This window comes from Sphingomonas sp. NFX23, assembly GCF_049887795.1.
Classification (GTDB): domain Bacteria; phylum Pseudomonadota; class Alphaproteobacteria; order Sphingomonadales; family Sphingomonadaceae; genus Sphingomonas.
The window spans coordinates 219,224-229,504 of the sequence record NZ_JAGEKH010000006.1; the positions used below are offsets into that span (position 1 = coordinate 219,224).

The following is a 10,281-nucleotide window of genomic DNA, read 5'->3' on the forward strand; positions in this document are numbered from 1 at the left end:
GCATGATGGGGGCACCAGTTTAGCTGATAGGGGGCATCATGCCGCTGACCGACACGCAGGTGAAAAAAGCCGTCAAAGGCGAGAAGGATTACAAGCTGGCCGATTCGGCTGGCCTGTACCTCTACGTAACCACCAAAGGCTCTAAATCCTGGCGGATGAAGTACCGATTTGCCGGAAAAGAAAAGCGCCTGGTGTTCGGTCTTTACCCAGAGGTCGGCCTGGCGAAGGCTCGCGCCGAACGTGACCGAGCTCGCCAACTGTTGCGTGAGCATCGCGACCCGGCAACCGAAGCGCGCAAACGCAAGATGGCGGCCCATGCTGCAGCCGGTGCGACGTTCCGCGTCGTGGGTACGCGCTGGCACGAGGCACAGAAGCCGCGCTGGTCGGCGACGCAGGCTGTGAAGGTCGAGCAGGCGCTGGAGCGTGACGTCTATCCCGTCATCGGATCCATGTCGCTGATCGACATCGACGGCCCGACGGTCCTGTCGATGCTTCGCAAGGTCGAGAAGCGCGGAGCCATCGACACCGCCAAGAGGATCCGGCAGCACGTCTCCGCCGTGTTTTGCTTTGGGATCGCCGAGGGCTTATGCGCGGTCGATCCGGCGGCCGGGATCAAGAAGGCCATGCTACCGACACCGATCGGCGGCAGCCAACCCGGGGTTAATACGGTGGCTGCGGTACGCGCGCTGCACGCGACGATCGATAAATGCTCGTCGAACCCGTCGAGCCGCCTCGCATCGCGCCTGCTTGGGCTGACCTTCGTCCGCCCAGGCCTGATCCCGACAGCGCGCTGGGTCGAGTTCGAAGGTATCGACTGGGATGACCCCACGGGCGCCAGCGATGCCCCCGAGCCGATCTGGCGGGTCAGCGCTGATCGCATGAAGCTTGAGCTGGGCGACAAGGCCGATGACGCCTTCGAACACATCTCGCCGCTACCCGCGCAGGCGGTGGAGGTTCTTCGTGCCGTGCGGCGGCTCTCAGGCCGTTTCCCGTACCTGTTTCACAGCATCCGGTCGACGCATCAGCCGATGAGCGTCAACACGATCGGGTACATGTACAACAACAACGGATACCGCGACCTGCATGTGCCGCACGGCTGGCGCACCAGCTTCTCCACAATCATGAACGAACGGGCGATCATCCATAAGCGGCCCGACGATCGCGCGATCATCGACGCCATGCTGTCCCATAAGCCGAAGGGGCTCTCGGGCTCCGAAATGGCTTACAACCGGGCGCTACATATGCCGCGGCGCTGGGAGGTGGCGAGGGAATGGGCGGACTTGACGACCGAGGGGCTGATATCGCCGTCGGCAATTTTGGAAGGGTACGCTCGGGCTGCCTGATTGGGCTGTTGCCACGCCTTCGGCAACGTGTTCAGTTGCCGCCGAAATCGGGGGATCAGCGCAAATGTCGTATCTATCGGGCGAAAATGACACGTCTATCATGAAGAATGCCGGCAGATTTGTCGTCGTTCTAATTTTCGTTTTTGCCGTGAGATTTGGCATTGATCAGTACCGGGCCAGAACAATCAACTTTGATAGCGTGGTTGAAAAAATGCGAACAACCCAACCTGAAATGGCCAAAATGTTCGCCACGATGCAGCAGAAGTTCCCGGCTGAGTACGCTGATTTTAACAAGTCGGTTACAGCGGCAGCTAGAAAGGGCGGCAATAGCGACGAGGCGCGAGCGGCTGGCCTGAACGCCATGCGGCAATTCATGAAAAGTCATATCCAAGATCTCGCCCAAGCGCCTAGCGCGAACCTAGTCGCTTTTAATCGTCAGCAAATTGCTGTGGCCAAAGCTTTCAGTGCAGTCGATCCAACGCTGTGCGCTCATTTTGTGATGACCGGGCTCCAGCCGGGCGATCACCCATCTGAAAGCCTTGTGAACGAATTAGGCAAAGCAGGTGTTGTTCAAATGGACGGGATAGCTGCAGGGCGCCAGTCTCCTGCCGGACGTAAGGTCGACGCGATTTCTGACGCCCACGCCGGCGCAATGGTTGCCGCTTTGCGGACTGCTGGTCTGAACGACGCAGATCTTAGAATTTTTGGATCACCAACAGGGCTTGCTACCGCACCGCTTGGCACCCAACGCCGCCTTGGCATTCGATTGCTCGAGGGTGTTTCAACAATGCCAGCGGATCAAGCTGCGCGAATTACAGGTTACCTAATAACGCACGCTTAGTGAGGCAGGGAAACATAGAAGATATTAAGACTTGCGTTAAATCAGTAAGCAGTGCGGCTTGGCACTGTTCCGTTTCGCAGCCCAATCAATCATCTTTCCCAAGGTTTGATTCGTTGCCACCCTTTCCAAGAGCAACACCCGAAACGAACAGAAATGAACTGCCCAGCCAACGAAAAGCCTCTTTGGCCCAATCGCCTCCATGACCAAACATAAGGACGCCTACAATCGTCCCGAAAAGTAAGAGAGCTAAAACCAAAGCAGCAGCATGTGTACGATCGCTGGTCCCATACTTAAATATTCCCAGGTTGATATGCAAAACCCGGTTCTGGGCTTCGCCGCCAGTAAAGTCGTTCATCCCTTTCCTCGTATCCGAATCGGGGGTCATCGACGTATTACGTGGTGGCGGTATCGCCATATTAATTCACCAACTTTGTCTGAAAGACCTGACGTATTAAATCGTTAGGTATTACAGGCTTTGTGTCGGTGCCGATCGTATCCTTGATTATAGTCCATGGCTCGCCAGGTGCATGCGTCGAGTTAGATAGCTGAACGCCATTATATACCTTAAGCGTATCCCATACAGAACGGATAAAGTCCTTCAACTCGGGCCTTACACCAGTTGGGGCGCTTACGGATGGCCCGCCCGGCCCCCATGAAAACTCGGTGATTGGCGAACTTACACGCGAGCGCCCGTAGTCCTTTGTCTGAACATAAACGTCTCGCACAACCGGGCCCCATGGCCACGCTTCGAAATCGTTTTCGAAAAGCGGGCCTCTATCATAGGCTAGATTCCACGCATGAGCGTAGAAGAGAAGCTTCTGGAGCTTCATCTGATCTACGACAGGAAACTGCGGTTCTTGTGCCGCAAGGCTCAAAAATTCATTCGCCACCGACGCAACAGTCGAAGTAGGCGGCAGCGGGGGAAAGCTCGCCATAACACGCCCTCGAATCAAGAGGGAACGGCATCACGCCGTTCCCAACATGTTCTCATATAGCAGGATATTAGTTCTTGACAAGGCTCTGCACTCAGTGAGCCGGTTATGCTCCCTGCCAGTACCCGGCCCGCTTACGCTATACCGGCGATACGGTCGCGGAGCGTACGATCGTCACGGCCTACGATCTGATTGAAGCGCCGCGATCATACCTAGACATTCAAGCCGCTCTTTCCTCTGGTAGCCACGCGACAGGATCCGCAACCCATCGGTTCAGATCGCTCTCGTACCATGCAACGGCGTTGACGCTGAGTTGCCTCTTCATCGGAAACTCGCCGCGCTCCATCTTCCGATAGATCGTCGCCGTCGACAGCCCGGTGCGACGGCGAACCTCTGGCAGGCGTACGAAGCTGTCGTGGCTGCGATCGGTCATGCTCCTGTTTCCTTATCACCGGCGGCTTTTACGCCATCTATCCATTCGGCTATTTCCATTTCGCTCCAACGAGACGAAGCGCCACCCGGCTTGTAAGGAGCCGGAAATTGGCCATTGCGGATCATTTTGTAGATTTTCGATCGGCTGAAACCGACGACCCTCGAAACATCCCGAAGCCGTAAAAGGCGGTCAATCGCAGCTGCGGTATGGACCGGGCGATCCTTGCTTCGGTCAGTCATTCCGCGTTGTCCTTCTTCGAGGAATTGTGATGGACGGCGGCGGCCAGTGCCGCCTGCGCGTCGTCCTTCGATTGATGACCGCCATCCACGGTGCCGTTGCGCCACCCATGCCAGTACGAGCGCGATCGATTGCCGCCCGGTTCGAGTTCGCCAGCGCGACCGTCGCGATAGCCTTCAAGCATCTCGTCACTGTCCAGGGTGTCGAGTTCAGCTATCGTCGTAACGGGGGCGCCGTGAACGGAATGCGCGGCGGCGCCGGGAAGGGTGGCGTTCACGTACGGTCTCCAAGTTCGAGCTGATCGATCTGTGCGGTTGTGGTTTCGTCTTCGAGCATGTCGCCCAAGGTGCGGCTGCCATCGGCGAACAGCTTCTGATCGAGCGACCGAGGGCCGTAAGCGGACTGCCACTGCGCTATCCCCTTGGCGACGAAGCTGCGCACCGCCGCCTTGATCTGCTCAACCTCGATGCGGCCTTCTATGACAGCGAGGAAGATTTCGCCGACCACGTCGTCGCGGAGCATGGCGTCGATCCGCTGCGGTACCGCTGCCTCGATCATACCCATGATGTCCTGGCGCTGGAGCGCCTTCCCACGAGAGATGCGGGCTCGAACGGCAAAGGTCCTGCGCTGGCGATCTTCCTCAGGCAGTTCGAGACGGGCCGCCCAGACTCGGTCCGTGCCGATCTTCACAGCGGCGGCGATCTCGGAGACGACGTCACCGACGACCAGACGGGCAGCAACAATACGTGCGATATCATCAGGCAGTGGCCGAGCCCCTCGGGGCATTTCGTAGCCATCCCATTTCGCAGAGCACCAGTAGGGATGGCCGATCGGACGACCACATGCGCAACTGGTCCCCTCAGCGTGCAACCGATCTCGCAGCATCATCGAATGCTTAAGGACAGTCTGGACGTGAAGACCGAGGCGCTGAGCGATCCGATGTGGCATTTGACCATCGCGGATATCTCTATCGATGCGCGCGCGAGCAAGTTTGCCGGCCGCGCCCGGCGTGTTCTTCTCGCAGCCGCCTGTGTGGCGCGCGGGCCGTCCGCAGATGCAAGGCTTCGGCGTGTAGATCGAACGCTTGCGCCAGTAGGCGACTAGGCGCTGAGCTTGGCCCCGCGGAATGCCGACGCGGTCGCTGATCTCTTGGATGCTCGCGCCATCGCGGTACCGCACGGACGCGGCCTTATAGAGGTCCGGAGCGACAGCAGGCGGCTTCCCCCCGTTGCTGACCGTCAGTTTCGGACCGGCCTGGCGGCATGCACCGCGGTGTTTTCGCTTTCGCCCGCAGCTGCAGTTCACCGGCAGCGGACACGGACCCTTGTGGTTGTATGGTCGGTCGCACGACACGCACTCCGCCGGCGTTGCACCGGCCGCGAGCAGTTCGGCGACGAGGATGTCCACGCGCCACTCGCTCTCCCCGGTCTTATCGCAGATCGCTTTGCAGCCGTGGCCGGCGCGAGCGTACTTCGCTATCAGCCGGCGCCGTAGCGGGGTCATCTTGGCAGCGGTGGCGCTGGTGAACCGGAAGCCGGTCCTGCCATTCGTGATTCCGTTTCGGGTCGCGCAGGTCAGGCTGTGGTCTAGCGGCTCCCCGCACGGACACAGGGCGCCCTTCGCGGCCAACGTCGAGCGCAAATCTCGGACTAGTGCCTGTGCGCTGCCAACGCTCAGGAACATGGCTCGCCTGACCGTCTCGACGGACGCACCCTGGCGAACCAGATGTTCACCAGTTTGCCGCTGTGCCTCGGTGAACGTTCTGCGCTGGACGGCCATCGTCACAGAGCAGACGAACTGGTGGCCGAATTGCTGTCCGCATCCGCAGCGATGGCCTTCGGCCGTCAGCTCGTCGATGACGGGCTGGGCGTACCGCCTCTTGAAGCCCGACGCCGTGCGACCAAGCTCGCGCGCGATGTCCGTCGTCGTACGACCATCTAGGAGCCGCTGCCGGATCAGCCCCGGAACCACAACCATGTAGCAGCGCCCGCCATGTCCCGCACGCTTGCCGCACTCGCATGGCGGGCGAACGTGCTTAATTTTGGAATGGTCGAGACGCTGAGCGCGCGTGGAGACCAGCCCCTGATCGCATCCCACAGCCTCCGCGATCTCGTATTGGTTAAACCCCTCCAGGATCATGCGGTCGATCTTCGCGTGTTCTTCGGGCGTCAGGCGAATGACGGTGTACTTTGCACCCTGACGCCGTCGCCGCGCGTTAGCGACCGCCTCAATTGACCGGTGAAGGCTGTCCGCGATCTCACGATCGGTCATGCCGGTATCGGCGAGCTCGCATACTCGGACGCAGAATTGTTCGTGCAGTTCGGCGCGGCTCGGGATGCCGAGCGCCCTTGCGATCTCGGCACACTTCCGACGCCCGACACTTTTCGAGATGTTGATGTCGCGGATGATCGCGTCCCGATCGTCGCCAGCCAACAACCGTTGCCCGATCACACGCGTCACGTCGTCGCGCAGCTGGCCCGTCGGGGTCCAAACGCGAAGGTCGCGGCTGCGAGTCTTGTTAGCCTCTCCGGTTCGGTTGAAGAGCGTCACGGCTATGCGTCCGACTTTTGCAGCCATTCGCCGCAACGGCTGTCTTCCTCGACCGGCGTGTATGCCGACCAGCGCGAGAAGCCCCGTGCGTCGCTCGAACCTACCAGCACCGGCGGCATACGAACGCAAAACATGTGCGGCTCGGTGCCCAATTCGGGGAAGCACGGCGGGGCGTTCATCATCGATACGTGCCTGCAAGCCACGCAGGTCGGCAGCTTTCGATCTTCGCCCAGCGGCACGTTAATCTTTGGCACGTCCTGATTCATGATGGAAACGCCGTCCATACGAGGTCGGCGACGAACCAGAAGACTGGTCCGATGGCGAACGTCGTGACGGCACCAGCGCGCGTCAGCCCGGTACCAAAGACCGGCTGCTTCAGCCATGCAGAGTTCCGGGAAGGCAGAACCGTCGGGGTCGCCGCCGCTGCGGCCGGGCGCCGACCGCGGCGGGGGAGGCGGTCCACCGTCTTCACCTTGGCTGCGCGGACGACGCGCTTCGTCGTGCGGTCGATGATCACGTCCGCGACCCGACCGGCAGCCCAGTTGGCGGCGTACATCGCGATGTTCACGGCGAACTCGTTGTTCGTGCTCTTGCTCGCCATCACGCGGCGCGCCGAAACGGAATCACCGTGTTGTCGATCTCGCCGCCCGAACCGACACGCTCGCCGTCGTCGGGACCACCACCGTTCTCGTCGGTCCACTGCCCGCAGGCGCGGGTCGCGTGGGTCTCGGGGAAGCGCGTCATGGTCAGACCGGCGAGGCCGATGACGACCGGAGGCGAGAACTGGCAGATACCGATCTCGGGATCCGCTCCAGCCGGGCGCCGCGTGGCGGTCGCGTAGGACGGCTCGACATTCGACCACCAGGTGCAGGTGGCGCAGCTACGCTCGCAGGTCATGCCGCCATCTCCCGATGGCGTTCTTCTACTGCGCCGGCGAGCGATCCGATCCCCGCCACGCGCTGAGCGTCGACCAGCGCCGACGCGCACCAGTCCATGTTCGGCTCCCAGCCCTCAAGGCTGATCTGCGCGATCAATGCGAGCTTCGCCAACACGCCATCTCGGGTAGTCGCAGAGGTGTTGGCGATCTCATCGTCACGTTCCACCGTGTAGGTGCTCAGCGCATCTGCAGCTTCGTCGGTCAGCGTCTCGTCAGCGGAATTGATGGTAGCCTGTGCACGGTTGCGATTGGCCAGCCATGCCGTATGCGGATCGGCGCCAAGATGGCCCGTACTGGCATCAGGCTCTCCGGCGCCGGCGGGCTGCCGAGCACTGCACATAAGCCGGTCTACATCCGCGGTGATGCTAGCACCGATCGACGCCTCCTCGAAATCGTGTGCGTCGATCTCAAAATAGAGCTTCTGTTTGAATGCGAGCTCCGCCGCGGTCGGCGCGGGTGTGGTCAGCAACGCGATCTGTGCATCGGCGAGCCTGCTACACAGTCGGTTAAATTCCGGCTCCGGCGTGCCAGGGTGCCCGTCAACTGAGGCTTGAATGGACTCCATGCTAGCGCGCGCCGTGTCCCAATCAGGTTTGGCCGTGCGTTCCTCGCTCACCTGTTGTGCGGCTGAGAATGCCGCCGCGATCAGGTCACCGACGGGCTTCGTGAACGAGAATCCCCTGGCGTTATTGGACTGATCGCCGGCAAAGCTCGCAAGCCGCTGAAGGGCTGCGACGATTGGGGATGAACGGGACAAATCCGTCGCTACACCCTCAGCAATCCTCATCACCAGCAGTTGAGAGTCCTGCGACCTGACACTCAACGGGCCGAATTGCGGGCTGTCGCATACCTCGAGGCCGAACAACCAGGCCTTCAGCATGAAGTCATGAAGCCTCCATGCCGGAACCGATGATATCGCGGTGAGCGCGTCTACCGTGCGGGCGCAAAGGGCATCGCCTTCGGCATCGTATTCGCTCGCAAACAGAGCCGCGGCGATGCCCCAAGCGAGGAACTTGCTATACATCTCCGCGGACAGCAGGCTCCGTGCCAAGCTGATCAGCGACGTTGCCATCTCGGTGATCGTGATCTCATCGAGCGACGTCTCGCGCACCGGTACGGGCAGTACCGCGGCGGTACGCTCGACCGCGACGGCCGCGAGGCCAGGCGCCAGCAAGGCACGGTCGCTGAACGACTTGGAAACGAGCGGTACGGGCTCGCTGTGCGACTGATAGAGCGGCTGCGTTGCCATGATGCATCTCCCACGTTGACCGCAAAAGACGCTCGGTTAGCGCCCCCTGCGTAGCGAACGGCGGGCTAGCAACAGTATGCAGCAAGCCCGTCATCGGAGTTGATGCACTCAAGGCGCATCAAACCGACGGCGCTAATGTGCACCTGAGGTGAACATCGTCAAGGAGAATTATGCACTAGCAGTGCATTTAGGGCAGGCGAATTTCCCGAACGAGCGATACGAAATGGACTCGCGCATCCTCTAACGCGGGCCCGATCAGACGAATGATGTGGTAATGCTGCGGTTTGGTGCCCGGCATAAGATATCCGACGTAAGGCACGTAGGCTTGGGTGACCGATAGGTCTGCCTCTGTAATCCAGACGACGGCCAACCTGTCGAGCATTTCACGCTTCGGCGGTTTGCCCTTGGAATCAAAGACGATCTCAGCTTGGGCGGGTATGCGGACCGTCATGTCCGTGAGGGTCTGTACCGAGTTAGGAGCCTTCTTCGAAAACGAGGTGACTTCGAACGCAGTTGCCCCCGCAGGCAGTTCCCATTGTTCCTTCCACGCATTGTAATCCAGCGGGATGATCGCGCTTTTGTCGTCGAGGTGGCCAATTTGAACGACGTCATCCGAGGCATCAAATAGCTCCCCTGTTGCTACGTCTAGGACTGCAGCTATCCGCTGGAGCCAGCTGAACGTCATCTCACGCTCACCTCGTTCCAGCTTGCCGATCATGCTCTGCGTAGCCCCGACCTTTTTCGCGAGCTCCCCTTGGGTGATCCCTCGTTTCCGGCGCAATTCAGCGATTTGAAGTTTCATAAACCATCCTGACCACACAGAGTGCACAGTTTCAACAACGCGGCGACACGATACCGCTTGGCAAAGGTGCACAGGTGGTGCACTATTGACCGATGAAGCTCAGAGACTGGATCCGCCATCGTGGGATTAGCGTCCCCGACCTCGCAATCGCTATCGGCGAGTCTGATAGTCTCGTGCGTAAGTGGGTGTACGGCCAACGTCAGCCGTCCCTGCCAAAGGCAGTGGCGATCGAGAAGTTCACGGAAGGCGAGGTCACATCCCGCGACCTTCTGATCGAACTGCAGGATACCGGCCGACCTGAGCGGAAGGTAGCATGACCCGGACGTTCACCGCCGACCAGTCCAGCGAGATCGATGACCGCATCGTTCAAATGATTGTCGCGGTCCTGGGCGAAGGGGATGCCGCACGTCGTTGCCGCGTGATCGCTAACGAGCGCTATCTCGATAACGTCCCGGAGATTCCCGACCCCGCGCCCACGCGTCGCGAATCCAACCATCATCAGCCTCTGCCCTCCGAAGGCAGCGGCGTTCTGAGTGACGCCGACGAGGCGCTCACCCCACCGATCCACACGGAGCAAGCACAGTGACCGTTGACCAGAACACGCGCCTCGAATGCCTCCGCATGGCCTCGGACATCGGCGGTGATGAAGCTACCGTCCTCGCGAATGCGCGCTCCTTCGAAGCGTACGTTGCCGCAGGGACTGACGGCTCGGTCAATACGTCGGCGGCGATCGACCAGGTGCCGGTCCTGCGCCCGCTCTCGCGTCAGCAGCAGGATGCGTGGCGCGAATTGCAGGGGGTGCGTCCCAATAAGTCGATGCCCGTCAGTCATGCTCTCAAGCTGGCGCACGCGCTGGGCGACGCAACGCTTGCCGAGCTCCAGCACTCCGACCTGATGACGGGTGCGTAGACTGATGGATCGCGGGGCATTCGACGCTGAGCAGGCCTGTTCACGACT

Annotated in this window: 15 protein-coding genes; 4 read left to right on the forward strand and 11 right to left on the reverse strand. The window is 60.6% G+C overall.

Annotated features, from left to right (window positions below; all coding sequences use genetic code 11):
- Window positions 1-38 precede the first annotated feature (38 nt).
- Both J4O76_RS17405 and J4O76_RS17410 read left to right on the forward strand, forming a co-directional pair.
- Window positions 39-1,343 carry a tyrosine-type recombinase/integrase gene (locus tag J4O76_RS17405; RefSeq protein WP_426283107.1) on the forward strand — a complete coding sequence of 435 codons (1,305 nt, stop codon included), beginning with the start codon at window positions 39-41 and terminating at the stop codon, window positions 1,341-1,343.
- Window positions 1,344-1,443: 100 nt separating this feature from the next.
- Window positions 1,444-2,184: a hypothetical protein gene (locus J4O76_RS17410; RefSeq protein WP_426283109.1), complete on the forward strand. Its 741-nt coding sequence runs from the start codon at window positions 1,444-1,446 to the stop codon at window positions 2,182-2,184.
- Window positions 2,185-2,269: 85 nt separating this feature from the next.
- Here the strand turns inward: J4O76_RS17410 and J4O76_RS17415 are convergent, their stop codons facing one another.
- The 11 genes from J4O76_RS17415 to J4O76_RS17465 form a co-directional block, all read right to left on the reverse strand.
- A complete protein-coding gene (locus tag J4O76_RS17415) occupies window positions 2,270-2,539 on the reverse strand; it encodes a hypothetical protein (protein ID WP_426283111.1) in 270 nt (89 codons plus the stop codon).
- A gap of 61 nt (window positions 2,540-2,600) precedes the next feature.
- Window positions 2,601-3,119 carry a Panacea domain-containing protein gene (locus tag J4O76_RS17420; protein ID WP_426283113.1) on the reverse strand — a complete coding sequence of 173 codons (519 nt, stop codon included), beginning with the start codon at window positions 3,117-3,119 and terminating at the stop codon, window positions 2,601-2,603.
- 217 nt (window positions 3,120-3,336) lie between these two features.
- Entirely contained in the window at window positions 3,337-3,549 is a 213-nt protein-coding gene (locus J4O76_RS17425; protein ID WP_426283114.1) for a helix-turn-helix transcriptional regulator, read from the reverse strand.
- A complete protein-coding gene (locus J4O76_RS17430) occupies window positions 3,546-3,788 on the reverse strand; it encodes a helix-turn-helix transcriptional regulator (protein WP_426283117.1) in 243 nt (80 codons plus the stop codon). The genes J4O76_RS17425 and J4O76_RS17430 overlap by 4 nt, the downstream gene beginning before the upstream one ends.
- Window positions 3,785-4,063 (reverse strand): hypothetical protein, encoded by a 279-nt coding sequence (locus J4O76_RS17435; RefSeq protein ID WP_426283119.1) that lies wholly within the window; start codon window positions 4,061-4,063, stop codon window positions 3,785-3,787. Before J4O76_RS17435 ends, J4O76_RS17430 begins: the two co-directional genes overlap by 4 nt.
- On the reverse strand, window positions 4,060-6,336 hold the full coding sequence (locus J4O76_RS17440) for a hypothetical protein (RefSeq protein ID WP_426283121.1): 2,277 nt from the start codon (window positions 6,334-6,336) through the stop codon (window positions 4,060-4,062). Before J4O76_RS17440 ends, J4O76_RS17435 begins: the two co-directional genes overlap by 4 nt.
- A gap of 2 nt (window positions 6,337-6,338) precedes the next feature.
- Entirely contained in the window at window positions 6,339-6,602 is a 264-nt protein-coding gene (locus J4O76_RS17445) for a hypothetical protein (RefSeq protein ID WP_426283123.1), read from the reverse strand.
- Window positions 6,599-6,937 (reverse strand): hypothetical protein, encoded by a 339-nt coding sequence (locus J4O76_RS17450; protein WP_426283125.1) that lies wholly within the window; start codon window positions 6,935-6,937, stop codon window positions 6,599-6,601. Before J4O76_RS17450 ends, J4O76_RS17445 begins: the two co-directional genes overlap by 4 nt.
- Window positions 6,937-7,233, reverse strand: coding sequence for a hypothetical protein (locus J4O76_RS17455; RefSeq protein ID WP_426283127.1), 297 nt, complete (start codon window positions 7,231-7,233; stop codon window positions 6,937-6,939). The genes J4O76_RS17450 and J4O76_RS17455 overlap by 1 nt, the downstream gene beginning before the upstream one ends.
- A complete protein-coding gene (locus J4O76_RS17460; RefSeq protein WP_426283130.1) occupies window positions 7,230-8,522 on the reverse strand; it encodes a hypothetical protein in 1,293 nt (430 codons plus the stop codon). Before J4O76_RS17460 ends, J4O76_RS17455 begins: the two co-directional genes overlap by 4 nt.
- Window positions 8,523-8,709: 187 nt before the next feature.
- Window positions 8,710-9,324, reverse strand: a complete 615-nt coding sequence (locus J4O76_RS17465) for a helix-turn-helix domain-containing protein (protein WP_426283131.1) — start codon at window positions 9,322-9,324, stop codon at window positions 8,710-8,712.
- 313 nt (window positions 9,325-9,637) lie between these two features.
- Between J4O76_RS17465 and J4O76_RS17470 the strand changes: the two genes are divergently transcribed.
- Both J4O76_RS17470 and J4O76_RS17475 read left to right on the forward strand, forming a co-directional pair.
- A complete protein-coding gene (locus J4O76_RS17470; protein ID WP_426283133.1) occupies window positions 9,638-9,910 on the forward strand; it encodes a hypothetical protein in 273 nt (90 codons plus the stop codon).
- Window positions 9,907-10,233 (forward strand): hypothetical protein, encoded by a 327-nt coding sequence (locus J4O76_RS17475; RefSeq protein WP_426283135.1) that lies wholly within the window; start codon window positions 9,907-9,909, stop codon window positions 10,231-10,233. Before J4O76_RS17470 ends, J4O76_RS17475 begins: the two co-directional genes overlap by 4 nt.
- Window positions 10,234-10,281 lie beyond the last annotated feature (48 nt).

Coding starts and splice junctions, on each gene's coding strand:
- J4O76_RS17420 (WP_426283113.1), bottom strand. CDS start 3,119: ATGGCGAGCTTTCCCCCGCTGCCGCCTACTTCGACTGTTGCGTCGGTG.
- J4O76_RS17470 (WP_426283133.1), top strand. CDS start 9,638: ATGACCCGGACGTTCACCGCCGACCAGTCCAGCGAGATCGATGACCGC.
- J4O76_RS17455 (WP_426283127.1), bottom strand. CDS start 7,233: ATGACCTGCGAGCGTAGCTGCGCCACCTGCACCTGGTGGTCGAATGTC.
- J4O76_RS17430 (WP_426283117.1), bottom strand. CDS start 3,788: ATGACTGACCGAAGCAAGGATCGCCCGGTCCATACCGCAGCTGCGATT.
- J4O76_RS17460 (WP_426283130.1), bottom strand. CDS start 8,522: ATGGCAACGCAGCCGCTCTATCAGTCGCACAGCGAGCCCGTACCGCTC.
- J4O76_RS17405 (WP_426283107.1), top strand. CDS start 39: ATGCCGCTGACCGACACGCAGGTGAAAAAAGCCGTCAAAGGCGAGAAG.
- J4O76_RS17445 (WP_426283123.1), bottom strand. CDS start 6,602: ATGAATCAGGACGTGCCAAAGATTAACGTGCCGCTGGGCGAAGATCGA.
- J4O76_RS17410 (WP_426283109.1), top strand. CDS start 1,444: ATGAAGAATGCCGGCAGATTTGTCGTCGTTCTAATTTTCGTTTTTGCC.
- J4O76_RS17415 (WP_426283111.1), bottom strand. CDS start 2,539: ATGAACGACTTTACTGGCGGCGAAGCCCAGAACCGGGTTTTGCATATC.
- J4O76_RS17425 (WP_426283114.1), bottom strand. CDS start 3,549: ATGACCGATCGCAGCCACGACAGCTTCGTACGCCTGCCAGAGGTTCGC.
- J4O76_RS17465 (WP_426283131.1), bottom strand. CDS start 9,324: ATGAAACTTCAAATCGCTGAATTGCGCCGGAAACGAGGGATCACCCAA.
- J4O76_RS17450 (WP_426283125.1), bottom strand. CDS start 6,937: ATGGCGAGCAAGAGCACGAACAACGAGTTCGCCGTGAACATCGCGATG.